The following is an 18,518-nucleotide window of genomic DNA, read 5'->3' as shown; positions in this document are numbered from 1 at the left end:
TTCACGATCGGAGCCGCTCGTGTCCGCAGTACCCCAGAGCGCCGTCAACGGCGCCGTGCAGCACCCCCCGGCCGTCGAGTCCGCCATCAAGAAGATCTTCAAGCGCGTCATACCGCTGTTCTTCATCATGTTCGTCGTGAACTACATGGACCGGGTCAACATCGGCTTCGCCAAGGACGAACTGAGCGCCGACACCGGTCTGTCGGCGGCCGCGTTCGGTGTCGGTGCGGGCATCTTCTTCATCGCTTACGCGATCTTCGAAGTGCCCTCCAACATCCTCATGGAGCGATTCGGTGCGCGGATCTGGCTCACCCGGATCATGATCAGCTGGGGGGTCGTGGCCACCGCCATGGCCTTCGTGAACAGTGCCGAGATGTTCTACGCGCTGCGCTTCCTCCTCGGCGTCGCGGAAGCGGGCTTCTTCCCCGCAGTCATCTACTACTTCTCCCGCTGGCTCCCCGACTCCCACCGCGGCCGCGCCACCTCCATCTTCCTCATGGGCTCCGGCACGGCGACCGTCATCGTGGGCCCGATCTCCGGCGCGCTCATGGAGATGCACGGCCTCCTCGGTCACGCCGGCTGGCAGTGGATGTTCTTCATCGAGGGCCTCTTCTCGGTCGCTCTCGGATTCGTCGTCTACCGCTTCCTGGACAACAGCATCGAGAGCGCCGACTGGCTCACCGACGAGGAGAAGCAGGGCCTCGTAGCCACGATCGACGCCGAACAGGCCGCCCGCGAAAGCAAACGCGGCACCGCGAAGGTCTCCCGCTGGAAGCTCCTCGCCGACCCCCAGATGCTGCTCTTCCTCTGGATCTACTTCGCGATCAACGTCGCCCTGTACGCGGTGACGTTCTGGCTCCCCTCGATCGTCGACGACGTCGGCGACCTCTCCGAGTTCCAGGTCGGCCTCCTCACCTCCGTCCCCTGGCTGTTCGCGATCGCCGCCGTCTGGGTCTCCGGCCGGATCTCCGACCGCATGGGCAAGCGCCGTCCCCTGCTGATCACGCTGCTGCTCATCGGCAGCCTCGGCACACTCCTCGCCGTCTACGTCTCGCCGTGGCTCGGCCTCGGCGCCCTCTGCATCGCCGCGGTCGGCTTCAAGCCCGCTTCTCCCATCTTCTGGACCATTCCGCAGAACTACCTGGACGCCCGCGCCGCTGCCCCGGGCATCGCGCTCATCAACTCCATCGGCAACCTGGGCGGCTTCGTTGCCCCGACCGCCTTCGGCATCCTGGAGACCACGACGGGTTCCACCAAGGGGGGCCTGGTCGGCCTGACCGTGGTCGGAATCCTGGCCGCACTCAGTGTCCTTCTCGTACGAGGCGGTGGCAGGAACGACAGCGTAGGAGGCGGGGCGGTGGACTCGGCAGCCGGCGCCTCGGCGGCGGCCGATCCCAAACCCGCTTCCGCCTGACAGCGAGGCCTGGCCGCCGCATCGCCCCGAAGCCCGACTCTCCGCCTGACCGAGCAGCGCTGCGACGGGTCTCGGGGCCAAGGCAACGCGGCTGCCGCGTCGTCTTGAGGGGCGATGACGGTGACGCGCCCAAGTGGGGTGATGGCGGCTGCCATTGCGGCGATGAGCGAACTGGCGCGCCGATGCACTGCCGCCATTTCTCGTGAACATCCACAAACCAGCGATCGTCGGCTGCTGCCCGAACCGGCAGACAAACGCTGATACTTGAAGTGGACGAAGCCAGCCGCAGCTTGGCCGGCGGCCGACACCTCCGTTCCGGACAAGGGAATGAGCGCGGCGACCACGTGGCCTTCTTGGGCGGCCCTTCGGTCATTCCTGGAATTCCATGCTCTTCACGCCGTAGAACGTGGGCTTCGCGGGGCGGACCTCGGACTGCTCCATGCTGTCGGCGAGCGCGGCGAACGTCTCGCTGTGCCGGACGACCTCGAGGAACGTGCCCAGTGCCTCCTTGTCCTCCCACAGCGCCGACGCGGCGCTGGTGATCAAACTCTTCAGGTGCTCCGACGCGGTCACGGCCTCGGTTGCCACGGGGTGTCCCTCGTGGCCATCGAAGTGGCGGAGGTGCGGGGGAGGGTCTCGAAGGTCGGCACGGTGGTCTCCTCCGGGCAGCACGAGGGAGCCCCCGGCGGTCGCCGGTGGCTGATGCAGGGCGGTGCTCGTTGGTGACTGCGGGTTGCTCGGAAGCTGTGTCACACCCTCGAAGCGCTGGTCAGTGCAGTGGGACATCGGCGACACGCAGGTTCTTCCCATGTCCCCCGCCGTTGACGGCGAGGGCGGCTCGGCAGGCCGCAGACGCCCGCTGTACTCCCTGGGAGCAACAGTGCGACCCGGCTGACGGGGGCGGCGGGCGCGCCGAGGCGGCGACGGCGGCCGCGACGGTGAGCACGAACGACAGGACGCCGACGAGCGTGGCGGCAGCGGCAGTGCGATGATGGATCGTCCAGCAGACCTCCTCGGTCGGCGCGATGGCCTGCCGTGTCTGACGACGTCACGCGGCCGTGCGTTCACGGTGGGCCCCGAAACCCACCGGCCGGAGCGCACGTCGGCGATGCCGGGTGAGGTCGGGCACATGGCCGGTTTCGCCCCCGCGCTTACCGGCCCCCACCACGGGTCCGACAGACGTTGATCCGCGTAGCGCCAGCCTTTCCCCCCACCGCGGGAGGTGTGCCGCATGAGCTCAGGACGGCCGAGTACCACCACACCCGGCAAGACCCGGTTCGACGACATCTACAATCAGCCGGATCCGCGCGCCTACTTCCACAGGCTCGGACCACTGGAGTACGAGATCCCGCACCATGGCCAGGAAGTATTCCGTCGCGCCCGGGCCGACCGGGCAGCCGTCCACGGCACGGACGGCCCCGTCACGGTGCTTGACCTGTGCTGTTCCTACGGCATCAACGCCGCTTTGCTCAATCACGACCTCACGCTCGCCGAGCTGTACGAGCACTACACCGGCCCCGAGGCAGAATCCCTCACCACTGCTGAACTCATCGAGGTGGACAAGGAGTTCTACGTCTCACGGCGCCGTCCGGACGCGACACCGGTCGTCGGACTCGACGCGGCGGACCAGGCCGTCCGATATGCCCTCGACGTCGGCCTGCTCGACGAGGGTTATGGCGAAAACCTGGAGCAGGCTCCGCCCGGACCAGGTCTGCAGCGCGCCGTCGGGCGTTGCGGGCTGATCACGGTCACCGGAGGCATCGGCTACATCACCAGGAGCACCTTCGAGGCGCTTCTGGAGTGTGCCGAGGTCCCGGTCTGGGTGTACGCCTTCGCCCTGCGGACCGTGCTGTATGACCCGGTGGCTGCCGCTCTGAGCGCCTTCGGCCTGGTCACCGAGACGGACCCGGCGCAGACCTATCCGCAGCGCCTGTTCACCGGTCCGGCGGAACAGCGCTACGCCATCGAGCAGGTTCGTCTCGCGGGTCACGACCCGAACGGGCTGGAGACCGCGGGCCGGTACCACACCCAGCTGTACCGGTCCCGACCCCGCACGGTCTGAGGGCCTTCGGCGCCTCCGGCCGGCCGGAGGCGCCGAAGACGATCAATAGCCTCCACGTCTTGACCAGTGATCTCGGATTCACCTGCTCGTGCTGTGACGCCTACCGCCCTGAGCCGCTGATGAACCCACACGGCCGAGCCCCCGGCCCTCGCCGGCGACGGGCGGCCGTGATGGACGACGCACGTGTGTCCATGGCGCGTCGACTACCCGGGGGCTGAAGTCCTGGGCTTGCTGCTCGGGTTCACCGATGGCTTCGGTAGTCCCGGCTGCGTCCAGCTCTCACTCTGGTGGTGTCGCGGGTCAGGTGATGAGGGTGAGGGCAGGGGCATGCGACTCTGCCCCGCGGACCCACTGGTACCAGCCTCGGTGGCTGATGTTGTGGGACGCGTTGCGGTCTGCGTGCTCAGCGAAGCCGCACGACCGGCAGGTGAAGACGGCCTGGGTGGGCCGGTTGGCTTTCTCGACATGGTTGCCGTGCGAGCATTCCCGGCTGGTGTACGCCGGATCGATATGCACCACCGGGACTCCGGCCCGTTTCGCCTTGTAGGCAATAAAAGTGCTGAGCTGGTGGAACGACCAGGAGTACAACGTGGTGCGTTGGGGCTTTTTCAGCCGTGCCCGCTCGCGGATGCCCGTCAGGTCTTCCAGTGGCTACGCCTGGTCGTCGGGCCACTGCTTCATAGCCTCATAGTTGTCGCCGCCTCGTTCCGAGAGGACGATCTTCGCCTCGGCTATGGCACTGTAGTTGCCGATCCACGAGGTGAATTTCCGCTCGGCGCTCGCGAGATCGGGCCACCAGCCCTGCATGACGACAGCGCCCGCGCTCGTGAGGGTGAGCCGGTAGCGCTTCTGGTCGGCCATACCCGCACTCTGTCACGTTCCGCGCGGCGGGTCGACGAGGACCCCCACCACGACGCGGAACCCCCGCCGTAGACCGATGGGGCGGAAGACCAAGTCAACTGGGCGCTGTCTTTGCGAGACTTCGTTACGGGTGCCCCCTTGCCAGTGGCCTTCTTCGCCGTCGTCTTGGCCGCGGTCTTCTCCTTCGGCACGGCGCGGACGGTCGCGTGCTCGCCCTCACCGCGGGACGCCTTGGCCTTCTGCATGGACTCCTGAAGAGCGGCCATGAGGTCGAGGACTGCCGCGGCAGGGGCCTCAGCCTCGGCCGCGTGCGGCGGCTCCATGCCCTTCTGCTTGGCAACGATCAGGTCGGAGATCGCATCGGTGTACTGGTCCGTCGCTGCGTCCTCAGGGAGGTCGTCGCCGGCCATGACGTCCATCACCGCGAGCGCGCGCTTGATCTCGTAAGTGGGGGTGTCGACCGTCGACGGGGCCAGCGTCTCGGAGCAGCGGCTCTCGTGGGGCCACCGCATCGAATGCGGCACTATCGCGGTTCCCCTGATGCGGAGCAGGCCGAGTTGCTCCTGCGCGCGCTACGCGAACCTGGCCACGGCCGCCTTACTGTTTCGCTCGAGGGCCCGCCGAGGGGGCGTGAACGGCTTGACGGCTACCTGGCTGCCGGGTTCGAGGTAGTGGCCCTCGCCGATCCGGATGGGGTCGATGTCGCGGTACGGCACGAAAGAGACGATCTCGATCGCCTTCGCCGTGGGTAGGAGCAGGTCGGCGAGGTCCTCGTCAGCGATCGCGATGATCGTGTTGATCAGGATCGTGACCAGGCCAAAGCCGATGGCGCCGGACCGGACAGCGTGCGGCATGAGGGACCTCCGATACGTGCCCCGGGACCTCCTGCAGGGTCTCAAATTTCGTGTCGGAGTCTCACGGCTGGTGCCGAGAGAATCGGAGTCTCACGGCTGGTGCCGGAGAGAAGTCGGATCCTGCGTGGCGCTGAGACATGCAGGCCGCGCCTGTACCGTGTTCGCGTTCTCGCGCCGACGCTTGGGAAGGCCGAGCGGCCTCGCCGGGAACAGCCGGTCCGGGCGGCGCTGTTGCATCGACCGAGGGACCGGCGTCGCACGGGTGGGAACAAGGTCATCCGCCCCGACAGGATCCGGGCCCCCGGGATCGCGGTACGCCCGCCGCGCGCTCGGACCAAGACGTATTTCTGCAGGAGGAATGTTTCATGACTGACCGGCCCTTGACGCTCATGGCAGTGCACGCCCACCCCGACGACGAGGCCACCGGAACCGGAGGGGTCCTCGCGCGGTATGCGGCGGAAGGCATCCGCACGGTTCTCGTGACGTGTACTGACGGTGGTTGCGGTGACGGACCGGGGGGTGTCAAGCCGGGCGATCCCGGGCACGATCCGGCGGCCGTCGCCCTGATGCGCCGTCAAGAACTTGAGGCGAGCTGTGACGTCCTGAAGGTCAGCGATCTGGAGATGCTGGACTTTGCCGACTCCGGGATGATGGGCTGGCCGAGCAACGACGCCCCCGGATCCTTCTGGCAGACCCCCGTGGAGGAAGGCGCCGCCCGACTCGCGGAACTCATGCGGCACTACCGGCCCGATGTGGTCGTCACCTACGACGAGAACGGCTTCTACGGCCACCCCGACCACATCCAGGCCCACCGCATCACGATGGCGGCGCTGGAGATGACCGCGCTGACACCGAAGGTGTACTGGACGACGATGCCCCGCTCGATGATGCAGCGGTTCGGGGAGACCGTGCGCGAGCTTCACGAGGACATGCCGGAGCCGGATCCTGCGGAGGCCGCCGCGATGGCCGAGATCGGCCTGCCCGACGATGAGATCACCACGTGGGTGGACACCACCGCATTCAGCGGTCAGAAGTTCGATGCGCTGGCCGCGCATGCCAGTCAGGGCGAGAACATATTCTTTCTCAAGATGGGCAAGGAGAGGTTCGGCGAGTTGATGGGCATGGAGACCTTCGTACGTGTCCAGGACGCCACCGGGGCGGCCGTACCCGAGAACGATCTCTTCGCCGGACTGCGTTGATCCGACCGTCCGACCGGGGCCTGGGAAAGGTCATCGGCCGCACGGCGCTATCGAGCGGGTCACACACCCAGAGGCTTGTCCACGCGGGTTCCGCTCCGGCAGCGATGATGAGGCACACGGCGATCAAGAGGCAGAACTTCGGTCTGACCTGGACCGACGCGGACCCCGTTCCCCGCGCTTCCGTGGTCAGCTACAAGGCCAGCGCCGAGCAGCGTCAGACCGAACCCGAGGCGGCCGGGTCCACGTAGGTCCGCATCGTCGAGACGAAGCCCGGGCAGGTCCTCGCCGTGCAGTCCTGACGCTCACCGCGCGGGGCTGGCCCGGGCAGTCGTGTGGCCCGGCGCCCTCACGGAAAAGGGCCGGGCCACAGACCGGCTGTGCATGCAGGCCACCGAGTTGGTGGCCTGCATGCCCGCTTGGTCGATCTGGTCTCTGAGCCGCTGAGCTTTGGCCTTCAGCCGCGCCCGCTGCTCCGTGTCGGTGGCTCGATCAACTGCTTGATCCAGGTCATGGGCCTTACGGCGCATGACCTGGATGCGGCCGCCGGCGTCGCTCGAACCGCCCGTAGTCCCTCCTCCTGGGGCGCCCTGCACAACAATCCGTATCAGCAGGGCAACGCTCAGACGTTCCCGCAGCTTGAGGATGACGGGCTCGCCTCATCAGCACCATCCATCCAATCCCGGAGGCCGATCCCCTCACCGGAGCGGCCTTCCTCTGGAGGGCCTCGCCGCCCGCACCGGAGCGACCCTCACCACGACCCGCTGGGACACTGGCTCCGTCCCTGGTTGCGGCCACCCCCCTTCCCGGCCGCGGCCTCCTCACGGTGGCCGTCCGAGCGCCCCTTTGGCCACGCGCCCCTGATCGCGGCGCTTGGAGACGTATGGGTGTCGCGGTGCCGCGCGATGCTGTCGGATCGTGGACACGGGGTTGCGGGAGCAGCATGGAAGGGAAGGCCTCAACCAGCACGCGTCCTGAGTGGGCTTGCGCTGAGGAGGGAGCTCTCCAGGATGGATGTCCATGAGCCACGCCCGGAGCGGGAGGGGGACGGCGGGGCGGGGCCGACGCCGCCGGGAGGGTTGCTCGATCTGCTCAGCGTGGCTGCGGTCGTTCTGGACGCCAGTGGGCGGATCGTCTTCTGGAGCCCGCAGGCCGATGAGGTGTTCGGGTACACGGCTGAGGAGGCTCTGGGCCAGTACGCGGCGAGGCTGCTGGTCCACGAGGAGCAGCGGGACCTGGTGGTCAGGCTGTTCGCCGAGGTGATGGGGACCGGCGAGAGCTGGGCCGGCGCGTTCCCGATCCGGTACAAGGACGGCAGTACGCGCCTGGTGGAGTTCCGCAACATGCGCCTGGTGGACGACCTCGGCGACATCTACGCCTTGGGCATCGCTGCCGATCAGAGCACCTTGCAGCGGATGGAGACGGACCTGGCCCTGTCGCAGCGCCTGATCTCGCAGGCTCCCATCGGCATCGCCCTGCTGGACACGGACCTGCGCTATGTGCTGGTCAACCCGGAGCTGGAGCGCATCAATGGCCTACCGGCGGCCGATCACTTCGGCCGGCGCCCGCATGACATCCTCACGTCCCTCGACGTCGACTCGCTCGAGTCCGCGATGCGCCGGGCGCTGCTCACCGGCGCTCCCCTGATCGACCAGCACACCGTCGGCCGCACCCGCGCCGATCCGGACCATGATCACGCTTGGTCGGTGTCGCACTACCGGCTCGAAGACGCCAGCGGGCGGGTGATCGGTGTGGCGAACTCGGTCATCGACGTCAGCGAACGCCACCAGGCAGCCGCCGAGGCGGACCGGGCCCGGCGCCGCCTGACCATGATCGCCGACGCGTCCGCCCGTGTAGGCACGACCCTGGAGAGTGAACACATCGCCCAGGAACTGGTGGGGGTAGCGGTGCCGGACCTGGCCGACGTGGCGTCGGTCGATGTCCTTGACGCCGCTCTGGACCTGCGCCGCTCCTCTCCCTCCGAGGGCCCGGAGCTGTTTCACTCGCTTGCCGTGGCCTCGGCTTATGCCACTCCAGCCGCGGGTGCCCTGCAGACCGTCGACCGCGCCCCGTACGGCGCGGAGCGGCTGATCACCCAATGCGTTCACACCGGACAGCCCGTCGTCGTCACCCACGCCGGACAGAAGGACCTGGAGCGCATCGCCCTCGGCACCGACAACGCGGCAATCCTCGCCCAAGCCGGCATGCACTCCTACCTCGCGGTCCCGCTGATCGCCCGCAACGAGGTCCTCGGCGCATTTGCCCTGATGAGGGCCCGCAACCAGCTCCCTTTCGACGAAGACGACGTCCTGCTTGCCATAGAGCTGGCCGCCCGCGCCGGCGTCGCCATCGACAACGCCCGCTTGTACCAGAGCGTCCGCAACACCGCCGAAACCCTCCAGCGAAGCCTCCTGCCCGGCGAACTCCCACAGCCCACCGGCCTGAACGTCGCCTCCCTCTACCAACCCGCACAGGCATACAGCGAGGTCGGAGGCGACTGGTACGACGTCATCCCCCTCGCGGGCGACAAGACCGCTCTGGTGATCGGTGACGTCATGGGCAACGGCATCGACGCCGCCGCCACCATGGGCCGCCTACGCACCGCCACATCTGCGTTCGCCGACCTCGACCTGGCTCCCACCGAGGTCCTGCGGCACCTCGACAAGATCACCTGCGGGGTCGAGCACTACATCGCCACCTGCCTCTACGCCACCTACGACCCGCACACCCACCGGTGTCACATCGCGAACGCCGGACACCTCCCGCCCGTCCTCGCCTCACCCGGACGGCACCCTCAACTCCTCGAGCTGCCCCCTGGGGCACCCCTCGGTGTCGGCGGTGTCCCCTTCCACACCACCGCGTTCGACCTGAACCTCGGCGACCGGCTCGTCCTCTACACCGACGGCCTCGTCGAAACCCGCCACCAACCCATCGACGAGCGCCTGAACGCTCTCCTGCACACTCTGGACGAACCCCGCAGACCACTCGACGAAACCTGCCGGTGGCTCCTTGACGCCCTGCGCGACCCGGACGACCACGACGACGTTGCCCTCCTCATCGCGCAAGCCACATCCGTGGTCTGCCCACCCGACCCCACCTGACCCGAGGCCCCATCCGATGCGCACAGACCGATTCCGTGGCCGTTGACTTCACTGCCTGTGACACGCAGTGGGGGACGGCAGTTCCGTCAGTGCGCAGCTGGTGCTGTGACCGCATAGGTCGCCGGGTTGCGTTCAGGCCGCCTGTGACTCGCAGCGATAGCTGGCCGTTCGCAGCCGTTGATGGCCACTCCCGAGGCAGCATCGAGCGATGAGTTCCGATACGAAGAGAGGTCTTCCTGGGCGGACGTGCTCGTGAGGTGCCAGGAGAGGCGCCACCCAGTCCTCGGATCGTGGGCACGTACGGACTCGACCAAGCTTGATGACCGGCAAGGAGACTCCAGCGTGAGCGACATCGTGGTCCAGAAGATCCTCCGGCCCGAGCGCGCAGTAGCGGGCCCGTGGCTGGAGGTGATCGCCTCGAATCTCGATCACCATCGAGCGACCTTCTTGTGGAAGTGCGAGGGCCTCTCGGATGCACAACTGCGGCTACGTCCTGTGCGGTCGTCGGCGTTGACCCTGCTGGGGCTCATGCGCCATCTGCAGGGGGTTGAGCGTGCCTGGTTCCAGCGGACGTTGGCCGGCACGACGCCTCGCTTCTTTCCCTATCGGACCTACGTCACCGCTGACGGTGGCGAGTGGTTCGACGAGTCGGACGCTACGCCGGCCAGGGACGTCTACGAGGACTACCTGAAGGCCTGCGAGGAGTCGCGGCAGGTATTCGCGAAGGTGACCGCCGACATCGCGTGCATCGTGCCGAACCCGGAATTCGGAGACACCGATGTGCGGTTCGTCCTTGAGCACGTGATCGAGGAGTACGCCCGCCACGTCGGCCATGCGGATCTCCTCCGCGAGGCCATCGATGGCGTCACTGGCGAGTAGCCGACCGCTGCACGCCACGAAGGGTGCCTCAGTCCAGCATGCGACGAATCGTGGCGAGCCTGGGACGGGCACGGGAACTTCGCCGGTCGGGCAAGGAACTCCGTGGACCGGCCGCCGCGTGCGGGTGGGCACGTTCGGTGGAGGTGCCGGTCGGTCGGCAGCGGGGTGCCCAATGCCGTCACCCGCTGGGTCCGTCAGTCCGGCGGCTCCATTGGGTGAGGCCGGCCTGGCTTCGGCTCCGGAGGGTCGGGCTCATCCGGGCTGGGGGGCGCGGGCGGCTCAGGTGGCGGGACGGGTGAGCCGGGCGGCGTCGGGGGATCCGGTGGGCCTGGCGGCTCGACGGGTTTCGGCCCATCGGGTGGTTCACCGGGGTCTGGGGGCTCTGGGCGTGGCCGGGGTTCGGGCGGCGGCACGGGGGCGACGTCGGGGTCGGTTGGTACAGGCACAGTTCCCATGATCACGGCTCCTACCGGGCCAAGGTTGTGTTCGAGTTTCCATGAGGATCACTTTCGCGGCGCCGGCTCGCGGCCTCGCGCACCGCTCCGTCCAGGCCAATCCGGCCGCGGGCGATCAGCGCGAGCCGGTTGCTACCGGCGGCGAACGCAGCAGCGCGCGCCCGCCCAATGCCACTGCTGGTGCCGGTGGTCACCACCGTGCGGCAAGCGCCTGCGTGATGTGTCATACGGTGCGGGTTTCCCTGATCAACGCCGACAAACGGCCGTGGGACCGCGCCGTCGGGGTGGGCTGATCGTAGGGTCGAGAACAGGCAGACGAGGCTCGAGCGAGGGAGGCAGCTGATGACGGTCGTGACGCTGCTCCATGCCGATGGGCCTCCGCTCGTCATGAGCTACTGGCACCCGGTCGCCGGGACCGAGGCGCTTGCCCAGTTCGGCCGCAGTCGGGCGATGGCGCGCAACCACGGAGTGAGCGGCAGGTGCGGTGACCAGTTGCTGGACAACGTGCCCGCCAATAGTGCGGACCGTGGCGGGGCCGGGGCGGTCAGAACGGCGAATCAGACGTTGTTCGCCCGGCTCTGGCCCCGCATGCGGCCCCTTGGCAGCGCGTCCGGGCTGCCGCGGACGCTGAAGAGGCGCGCCTGGACGTTCGCCCTCGCCTTCTCTGCCTCGGCGAGGGACCTTGCGGTGATGTGCGGTGTCATGGATGCGGATGACGTGCTCGACGCCGATACCAGCGCGGAGGGTGAGAACACTGGCAAGCCCGCCCCCGAACGCAGGCCTGTTGCTCTGAAGAAGGCGGGCGTGGGGCCGGCCCGAGCGCTGTTCGCCGACGACAGCCCCACAGGACGTGCAGGCTGCGGCCCGGGCCAAGGCGCCGTTTGCCGCCGTGCCGTCCCGCGGACTCGAGGAGCGGGCCCTGTGCGCGGCCGGCGCCTGGAAGGCCACGTCGGTGTTGCCGAATTCCTCGCCTGTCTCAACGGCGGCGCGCTCGCGGCCCCTGCCCGCTACGCGCCCGAATCCGTTTGGCCGCAGTGCCGTGAGTGAGATGTCCGGCGCCGATTACACGGTCTCTGTCGAGTTCTACGATCTGCTCCAGGCCGAAACCGATCGCCGTTTGGCAAAACGGCGCTTCGCCGAGGCGGCCCGCCACGCCCGGCACGGGATCCTTGATGTCGGAGCGGGTACCGGGATCGTCACCGAGACCCTGCTGACCGCCTCCGCCGCGCCCATCCACGCTGTCGAGCCGGCGGCCCCGATGCGCGCGGCCCTGCTGTCCCGACTGGCTGGTCTGGGCGCTGACCAGCGTGCCCGCGTCACCCTTCACCCGGAGCCCATCGAGAGAGCCGGACTCGAGGAGGTAGCAGACCTGGCCATCGCCTCCAACATCATCGCCTGCCTCGACCCCGCCACCCGACGCTCCACCTGGGAGGCCGTCAGCCGCGCGCTCCTGCCCGGCGGGCTACTGCTCTTCGACCCTCCGCCCACCGAACTGCCGACCGGGCGCGAGAAGGTGGGACGACTCGGGCCGGTCCGGGTGGGCCCGGACCTCTATGGCGCGGACATCACCCGAGAATCCGAAGGGGGGATCGTGCGGATGGTCTTCACCTATCACGTCGAACGAGACGGACGGGTATTGCGCCAGCAGCGGGAGACATTCGAACTGTGGCCGGCCAGCGCTTCTCAGATCGGCGCAGAACTCGAGGCACAGGGCCTGCAAGTCGTGCACGCCCCCAGCCCCGATCTTCTGGCTGCGCGCCGTCCCGCACGTTGAGGAAGACATGTGGGCCCGGCGCCGGCGCACTCGGGTCTGTTGCGAAAGTTGATTCTCTTCACTGATGGTCATGTCTCGTGCAATGTGATTCCGCGTCTGTACCCAGGCGGGAGAGGTTCTTGCGGAAACAGGTGCCTGCGCTTTCCTTGACGACTGCCTTCCCCGGTGCGGCACCGAAGGGCGGCAGACCGGTGAGAGTCAGCCCGGCGAGCGTGAACAGGACGCCGACGAACGGGAGTTCACCTCCTCCCGTGCAGTTCGTCATTCGAAGGGACGTGCTGGACGTGCTCACATGTGAGGGAACGTCGTCGGCTTCGTCTGCAGAGACTGAGCAGCGCTGCTGTGCAGCAGTCTCAGCTGCTCCCGAGCGGGGGGTAGTACTTCGGTGCGGTGGAAGCCGAAGAAGCCCTGCTGCACACCGCGTTGTACGGAACGTACTCGCCGCTGTTGGAAGAAGCCCAGGATCTGTTGAGGGAGCTGGCCGGCCGGGGTTGGCGCATCATCCTTGCCACGTCGGCCGGGGGACCGAGCTGAACGGGCTGCGCTGTGCCATCGGCCCGGACGACTTGATTAGGGGGGTGGCGAGCGCGGACGACGTGGCTCAGGACAAGCTCGCCCCCGATCCGGTTCACCGGGCGCTGGAGCCGGCGGAGACCGATGCTTGTGACGCGGTGTCCGTGGGGGACACGGCCTGGGACATGAAGGCGGACGCCAGGGCAAGGGCCGTGCCGTCGCCGTGCCGTGCGGCCGCATCCCGCGTACCGACCTCGAAGCGGCGGGCGCTGCGGGAGCCTACGACGGTCCTGCGGACCTCCCTGCCGGGCTGGGCGCGAGCGTCCTCGCCCGGATGGAACGCACGTCGTGGTGACGCATGCGCAGTCCTGCCGGAATTGTGTGCGGTGCCCCTGCGACAGGGGGCTGGGCCAGTCGTGCCGTCAGGTCACCGAGCAGGGCGTAGATCTCCACCCCGTCCGCCGGTTGAGCGGTTGGCAGGGCCAAGCCCGTATATCTACCAGAGGAGCGCCGTCAGCAGCGCGATGCCCGCCAGTGTGAACGCGACGTAGTCGCCGAGGTGGCCCGACTGGAGACGGTGGAGGGGCGCGGCCCAGCGCGCCGGTTCGTCCGTGGCGGGCCGGCGCACCGCTGTCCAGGCGAGGGCGAGCGCCAGGGCCGAGGAGAGAAGGCCCAGGGTGACCCCGACTCCCGTCCAGTGGGGTGCGGGTGAGACCGGGGGCGGTGTCGTTCTTGCCGTCCCGAGTACAGCGGCCGTGTATCCGGCGTGATCGGTGAATGCGTCGGCCGCTTGGCCCACGGCCGGCCACAGTTCTGGCACCACCCCCACCGCCAGCGCGCCTGCCATGAGCGCTACGGGTACGGCGAGCATCGTGTCGGGGATGCGCCTCAGCGGGCCGCGTGTCTCCGGCTCCTCGTCCTTGCCTGTCGTGGTCTCCACGTTGCCGGAGGGACGGGGGCCCCAGCCCAGGAAGATCCGCGCGGAGGCACGTAGGACGGCTCCTCCTGTGAGTGCCGAGGCGGCCACGAAGACGGCGGTCGGCCACCACCCTGCGGCCTCCTCGGACACGGCTTTGCCCAGGCCCGTACCGAAGGGCGGCAGCCCGGCGAGAGCCAGCCCGCCCGCCGCGAAAAGCGCGCCGACCAGGGGGAGTTGACGTGCCCGGCCGTGGAGTTCGTGTTCGTCGACGCTGCTGAATCGGTCCAGGAGGATGCCCGCGCAGGCGAAGAGCGCGGCTTTCGCTCCTGCGTGGGCGAGGACGTAGAGGACGGTGCCGCCGAGGCCTTCCGGGCTGAGGACCGAGACGCCGATGAGGAAGAGGCCCGTGTGGGAGACGCTGGAGAACGCGAGCAGCCGCTTCAGGTGGCGTTGCTGCCAGCACATCACGGCACCCACGAGGGCGGTGAGCACGCCGAGGGTGAGCAGGGCGCGGTGCACGTCGGGCCCCGGGATGCCGCCGGGGCCGGCGAACGCGGTCCAGTAGACACGTGCCGTGCCGTAGACGCCGAGCTCTACCATGACTCCCGACAGCAGGATGCAGACGGGCGTCGGGGCGACGGCATGCGCGTCGGGAAGCCAGAAGTGGAACGGGACGGCCGCCGCCTTGACGAGGAGACCGGTGAGGACCAGGACGAAGGCGGCCAGGACCAGCACGTCAGGGCGTCCGTCGTGCGGGTGCGTGTCGAGACGTCCGCCGATCTGCGCGAGGCCGAGCTCACCGGTGCGTGCGTAGAGCAGGACGATGCCGAACAGTGTGGTGTAGCCGCCCAGTGAATTGATGATGCCGAACGTCAACGCGCCCTGAACCGCCCGGGCTTCCTCCACCCGGTAGCCGGTGAGGGCGTAGGCGACGACGCCCATGAGTTCGAAGAAGACGAACGCATTGAAGAGGTCACCGGTGAGGGTGAAGCCGCACATGCCGGCCTGGAACAGCAGGATGAGGGCGGGGAACGAGCCCGCGTGCTGGTGCGGTGGTTCGTCGAAGTACCGCCAGGAGTAGGCGAGTGCGGCAACTACCAGGACGGAGGTGAGAGCGGCGAGTCCGACGCCGACCCGGTCGCCGACGAGCACGATCCCCACGCTCACGCCGTCGCGGGGCCGCCATCCGCCCATCCACTCGACGGCACGTGAGCCCGCCGACGGCGACAGTACGAGGAGGGTGACGGCCCACACGGCGGCACCCGTGGAGAAGACGAAGCCCAGAACCTCGGCGGCGAACCTGGGCAGCCGTCGGCCCGCCGCGACCAGAAGTGCCGCGCCGAGGAGCGGGGTGGCCACGATCAGGGGCAGGAGCTGCGCGGCTGTCACCCTCGGAGCTCCGACAGTTCGTCCGGGTCGACGGTGCCGTGCCGTTTGGCGGTCTGGATGACGAGGGCGAGCAGCAGTGCGGTGACCGTGGCGCCCACGACGACGTCGGTGAGGGCGAGAGCCTGGACGACCGGGTCGACGACGGGGCGGGAGCCAGGGGTGATGTCGGAGAAGACAGGGGCGGTTCCGCCCCGGCGGTAGCCCACGGCGAGCAGCAGCACGTACGTCGAGCTCTGGCACACGGACAGGCAGCCCACCGCGTGGATCAGATTGCGGCTCGTGGCCAGCCCGTAGCAGCCGACGAGGAAGATCCATCCGGCGGCCAGATACGGAAGCACGCTCATGACCGTTTCGCCTCCTCGTCCTGTGACCCCGTCTCGCCCGCCCCGCCGCCCTCGATCTCCAGGGCCTGGTCAAGGAACCGGGCGAGCAGCACGACGATCGCGCTGGCCACCTCCACGCCGATCGCGGCGTTGAGGAGGGGGACGGTGCCGCCGGAGGAGAGGGTGTTGAACGTCCCGTACGGCAGGAAGTTGGCGAGGAACGCCGACCCGGCGAGGAGTCCTGCCGTGCCGAGGAGAACGTACGCGGCCTCGCCCGCGGCGTCCGCGATCGCGTACGCGGCGGCCGGTCTGATGCGCTCGAGTGCCTTGTAGTCGATGGCGATGTAGAGGAGGTGCAGCGCGGTCGCCACGATGACGCCGCCCTGGAAGCCGCCGCCGGGGCTGAGCTGGCCGTGCGCGATGACGTAGAGGCCGATGAGCAGAGTGACGGGCAGGGCGATCAGCGCGTAGCGACGTACGTGTGGATCGACCTGGACCGTCTCGGGCGGTTCGCTGTGCTCGTCGCGGGTTTCGCGGAGCAGGACGACGGTGCCGAGGACGGCGGCGAACAGGATGGACTCCTCGCCAAGGGTGTCGAAGGCACGCTGGTCGAAGTTGACGGAGGAGATGACGTTGGCGGTGTGCCGGGCAAGGGCACTTCGGACCGCGCGCTCGCCGTACGGGTGCGAAGTGCCGCCGAAGCCGGGCAGGTCGAAAGCTGCGCAGGCGAGGAGGACGGCCACGCCGATGCTCCCCACCGTCAACAGCCACAGCCGTGCCTTCCTGCTCACGTGGGCCCCCTCTTCCGCCCGCCGCGACGGCCACGGCCACGCACTTTGCGGACGGCGAGCAGGAGCATCAGCGGCGTCAGCGCGGAGCCGACCGCCAGCTGCGAGAGGGCCACATCCGGAGACTGCAGTACGGTGAACAGGACGGCGAGCGCGAGCCCGAGTAGAGCCAGCACGAGTGCCTGACGGGCCGGGTCCCGGGTGAGGACGGCGGCGGTCGCGGCGGCGACGACGAGCGCGAGGGTCAGGACGACCAGCAGATCAGCCATCATGTGCCTCCCGTGGGAGGGACGACTTGCCCGACACCGCCCGGCCGGAGATCGTGTTTCCAGCAGTCAGCAGCGCCCCGATGACCAGCAGTTTCACGAGGGACCGTTCCGGGCCTGTCGCCACGCAGAGCGGCAGGACGACGAGCGGCGGGGCCGCCGCCGACAGGACCGTCATGGCGCTTGTCACCCGGGCGGTGGGCGGATCGGCCGCCAGTTCGTCGGCGAGCAGACGAGCGTAGACGAGCGTGCCGGCCGGACCCAGGACCGCCAGGACCAGGCCGAGGTCGATGTACGAGGGGCGGGCGTAGCCCTGGGCGAGCAGCAGCATGACCAGGCACACGAGGAGGGTCGCGAGGTTCTGTGCGACGACCCGGCGCCGGAGAGGGCCGGTGGTCGCGCCCCAGAGGGCCGGGGCAACGCCGACTGCCAGCACCACTGCGGCCGCGAGGAGCCAGCCGTTCACTGGGCCGGTCCCAGATCGTGACCAGGGGGCGAGGCAAGGACGATGTGCGGCGTCATGCGGATCCGTTCCGCCCCGTCGCGGCCAGGCGCGCGGCGCGGGCGCCGAAGGCGGCGAGCAGGGAGGCGCACGATCCGACGACCCACTCCAGCAGGTCGACGCGGGAGATCAGGACGAGCCAGAGACCCGTCAACACCGCCCACCAGCCGACCACTTCGGCGGTGGCACGAACCCTCGCAGAGCCCGCGAACGTACGAGCCATCAGCCCACCTCCCGAAAACCGGGTGCCCGGCTGTGAGGCTCTCATGCCGTCGCTTGACGTCGCGTCAACCTCGCCGGTGCCGGTTCGAGCGGTGTGCGCAGTGCGCTGCGGCCGTCCCGCCAGGTCTTCACGAGGTGTCTGCCCGCCGCGAAGGGCTGTGGGCTTCCGGCCGCCAGGTCTGACCGTTCGGCATGTGGTACCTGTCAAGCATGGGAAAGACCGCTCTCATCGTCATCGACATGATCAACTCCTACGATCATGCCGACGCCGAGCTGCTCGTGTCCTCGGCCCGCGACGCGCTGCCGGCCGTCGTCCGGCTGATCAGGAACGCGCGGGAGGAGGACATCCCCGTGATCTACGTCAACGACAACTTCGGTGAGTGGCGCTCCCATCACGGGGAGATCCTCGAGACGGCACTCGCGGGACCACACGCCGACCTCGTCGATCCGATCCGTCCGGACGACGACTCGCTCTTCATCGTGAAAGCCCGGCATTCCATCTTCTTCGAGACGCCCCTCGGCTACCTCCTCAGCCAGCTGGGCGTCGATCGCGTGGTCCTGTGCGGGCAGGTCACAGAGCAGTGCGTGCTCTACTCCGCACTGGACGCGCACATTCGTCATCTGCGGGTGACGGTGGTCCACGACGCCGTCGCTCACATCTACCCTGATCTGGCCGAAGCGGCCCTGCGCCTGATGGAGCGAAACATGTCGGCGGACATCCGCAAGGTCGACGAGGTGTCCTTCTGACATCGCGCCCACTCATCGGACATGGGGGAGACCGGCGAGAAAGGCGCACCGCACAAGGTGGGCGCCATGAGGTCTTCCTGGTGCTCGTCATGTGGCGATGGTGCCGGGCATCATCGAATGCCGTCGCGCACGGACTTCCTACGTGCAGCGGAGTTCTGATCTTCGTGGCCGCTGTCGTCCGGTCCTGCCGCAGCCCGATGGACTGTGCACGCCTGCCATGCGCACTTCACAGGCCGTCGTCGCCCAGAGACTT

21 protein-coding genes and 1 pseudogene are annotated in these 18,518 nt (G+C 68.6%); 11 read left to right on the top strand and 11 right to left on the bottom strand.

Annotated elements, in window-relative coordinates; genetic code table 11:
• Window positions 1–19 precede the first annotated feature (19 nt).
• A complete protein-coding gene (locus CG723_RS22580) occupies window positions 20–1,414 on the top strand; it encodes an MFS transporter (RefSeq protein WP_442802582.1) in 1,395 nt (464 codons plus the stop codon).
• Window positions 1,415–1,783: 369 nt separating this feature from the next.
• Here the strand turns inward: CG723_RS22580 and CG723_RS22575 are convergent, their stop codons facing one another.
• On the bottom strand, window positions 1,784–2,002 hold the full coding sequence (locus CG723_RS22575) for a hypothetical protein (protein WP_100595282.1): 219 nt from the start codon (window positions 2,000–2,002) through the stop codon (window positions 1,784–1,786).
• Window positions 2,003–2,645: 643 nt separating this feature from the next.
• On the opposite strand from CG723_RS22575, the gene CG723_RS22570 reads away from it, so the two are divergent.
• Entirely contained in the window at window positions 2,646–3,476 is an 831-nt protein-coding gene (locus CG723_RS22570; RefSeq protein WP_100595281.1) for a hypothetical protein, read from the top strand.
• Between the two features lie 300 nt (window positions 3,477–3,776).
• Here the strand turns inward: CG723_RS22570 and CG723_RS22565 are convergent.
• From CG723_RS22565 to CG723_RS46960, 3 genes and pseudogenes are all read right to left on the bottom strand, one after another.
• Window positions 3,777–4,124, bottom strand: a pseudogene (locus CG723_RS22565) (zinc ribbon domain-containing protein); the annotation flags it as partial.
• A gap of 3 nt (window positions 4,125–4,127) precedes the next feature.
• Window positions 4,128–4,337: a hypothetical protein gene (locus CG723_RS46965; protein WP_199841855.1), complete on the bottom strand. Its 210-nt coding sequence runs from the start codon at window positions 4,335–4,337 to the stop codon at window positions 4,128–4,130.
• 572 nt (window positions 4,338–4,909) lie between these two features.
• The gene (locus CG723_RS46960; RefSeq protein WP_199841854.1) at window positions 4,910–5,191 is read right to left on the bottom strand and encodes a Ku protein; all 282 of its coding nucleotides are present in this window, start codon (window positions 5,189–5,191) and stop codon (window positions 4,910–4,912) included.
• A gap of 365 nt (window positions 5,192–5,556) precedes the next feature.
• Here CG723_RS46960 and CG723_RS22555 point away from each other — a divergent pair, with 365 nt between their 5' ends.
• Both CG723_RS22555 and CG723_RS46330 read left to right on the top strand, forming a co-directional pair.
• Complete coding sequence (locus tag CG723_RS22555) at window positions 5,557–6,390, top strand: PIG-L family deacetylase (RefSeq protein ID WP_100595280.1); 834 nt, start codon at window positions 5,557–5,559, stop codon at window positions 6,388–6,390.
• Window positions 6,391–6,494: 104 nt separating this feature from the next.
• Window positions 6,495–6,638 (top strand): hypothetical protein, encoded by a 144-nt coding sequence (locus CG723_RS46330; RefSeq protein WP_159032514.1) that lies wholly within the window; start codon window positions 6,495–6,497, stop codon window positions 6,636–6,638.
• A gap of 54 nt (window positions 6,639–6,692) precedes the next feature.
• Here CG723_RS46330 and CG723_RS47730 read toward each other — a convergent pair whose 3' ends face one another.
• Window positions 6,693–6,983: a DUF6381 family protein gene (locus CG723_RS47730; RefSeq protein WP_100595279.1), complete on the bottom strand. Its 291-nt coding sequence runs from the start codon at window positions 6,981–6,983 to the stop codon at window positions 6,693–6,695.
• A 414-nt stretch (window positions 6,984–7,397) separates the two neighbouring features.
• On the opposite strand from CG723_RS47730, the gene CG723_RS22540 reads away from it, so the two are divergent.
• The 6 genes from CG723_RS22540 (at window position 7,398) to CG723_RS46320 (ending at window position 13,130) form a co-directional block, all read left to right on the top strand.
• The gene (locus CG723_RS22540; RefSeq protein WP_100595278.1) at window positions 7,398–9,488 is read left to right on the top strand and encodes a SpoIIE family protein phosphatase; all 2,091 of its coding nucleotides are present in this window, start codon (window positions 7,398–7,400) and stop codon (window positions 9,486–9,488) included.
• 342 nt (window positions 9,489–9,830) lie between these two features.
• On the top strand, window positions 9,831–10,367 hold the full coding sequence (locus CG723_RS22535; RefSeq protein WP_100595277.1) for a DinB family protein: 537 nt from the start codon (window positions 9,831–9,833) through the stop codon (window positions 10,365–10,367).
• Window positions 10,368–10,863: 496 nt separating this feature from the next.
• On the top strand, window positions 10,864–11,115 hold the full coding sequence (locus CG723_RS46325) for a hypothetical protein (protein WP_159032513.1): 252 nt from the start codon (window positions 10,864–10,866) through the stop codon (window positions 11,113–11,115).
• A gap of 49 nt (window positions 11,116–11,164) precedes the next feature.
• Window positions 11,165–11,869, top strand: a complete 705-nt coding sequence (locus CG723_RS22530; protein WP_100595276.1) for a hypothetical protein — start codon at window positions 11,165–11,167, stop codon at window positions 11,867–11,869.
• Window position 11,870: 1 nt separating this feature from the next.
• Window positions 11,871–12,596 (top strand): class I SAM-dependent methyltransferase, encoded by a 726-nt coding sequence (locus CG723_RS22525; protein WP_100595275.1) that lies wholly within the window; start codon window positions 11,871–11,873, stop codon window positions 12,594–12,596.
• Between the two features lie 390 nt (window positions 12,597–12,986).
• Complete coding sequence (locus tag CG723_RS46320; RefSeq protein ID WP_159032512.1) at window positions 12,987–13,130, top strand: hypothetical protein; 144 nt, start codon at window positions 12,987–12,989, stop codon at window positions 13,128–13,130.
• Between the two features lie 475 nt (window positions 13,131–13,605).
• Here the strand turns inward: CG723_RS46320 and CG723_RS22520 are convergent, their stop codons facing one another.
• From CG723_RS22520 to CG723_RS22495, 6 genes are read right to left on the bottom strand one after another with little or no spacing between them, the layout of a single operon-like run.
• A complete protein-coding gene (locus CG723_RS22520) occupies window positions 13,606–15,417 on the bottom strand; it encodes a complex I subunit 5 family protein (RefSeq protein ID WP_100595274.1) in 1,812 nt (603 codons plus the stop codon).
• Window positions 15,414–15,761: a sodium:proton antiporter gene (locus tag CG723_RS22515; RefSeq protein WP_100595273.1), complete on the bottom strand. Its 348-nt coding sequence runs from the start codon at window positions 15,759–15,761 to the stop codon at window positions 15,414–15,416. The genes CG723_RS22520 and CG723_RS22515 overlap by 4 nt, the downstream gene beginning before the upstream one ends.
• Complete coding sequence (locus tag CG723_RS22510; RefSeq protein ID WP_100595272.1) at window positions 15,758–16,531, bottom strand: MnhB domain-containing protein; 774 nt, start codon at window positions 16,529–16,531, stop codon at window positions 15,758–15,760. Before CG723_RS22510 ends, CG723_RS22515 begins: the two co-directional genes overlap by 4 nt.
• Window positions 16,528–16,797: a hydrogenase subunit MbhD domain-containing protein gene (locus CG723_RS22505; protein WP_100595271.1), complete on the bottom strand. Its 270-nt coding sequence runs from the start codon at window positions 16,795–16,797 to the stop codon at window positions 16,528–16,530. Before CG723_RS22505 ends, CG723_RS22510 begins: the two co-directional genes overlap by 4 nt.
• Complete coding sequence (locus tag CG723_RS22500) at window positions 16,790–17,260, bottom strand: MrpF/PhaF family protein (protein WP_100595270.1); 471 nt, start codon at window positions 17,258–17,260, stop codon at window positions 16,790–16,792. The genes CG723_RS22505 and CG723_RS22500 overlap by 8 nt, the downstream gene beginning before the upstream one ends.
• A gap of 52 nt (window positions 17,261–17,312) precedes the next feature.
• Complete coding sequence (locus CG723_RS22495) at window positions 17,313–17,519, bottom strand: hypothetical protein (RefSeq protein WP_100595269.1); 207 nt, start codon at window positions 17,517–17,519, stop codon at window positions 17,313–17,315.
• 209 nt (window positions 17,520–17,728) lie between these two features.
• Between CG723_RS22495 and CG723_RS22490 the strand changes: the two genes are divergently transcribed.
• Complete coding sequence (locus CG723_RS22490) at window positions 17,729–18,265, top strand: cysteine hydrolase family protein (protein WP_100595268.1); 537 nt, start codon at window positions 17,729–17,731, stop codon at window positions 18,263–18,265.
• Window positions 18,266–18,518 lie beyond the last annotated feature (253 nt).

The organism is Streptomyces sp. CB01635 (assembly GCF_002803065.1).
Taxonomy (GTDB): Bacteria; Actinomycetota; Actinomycetes; order Streptomycetales; family Streptomycetaceae; genus Streptomyces.
This window is presented reverse-complemented; position numbering and strand designations above follow the sequence as displayed.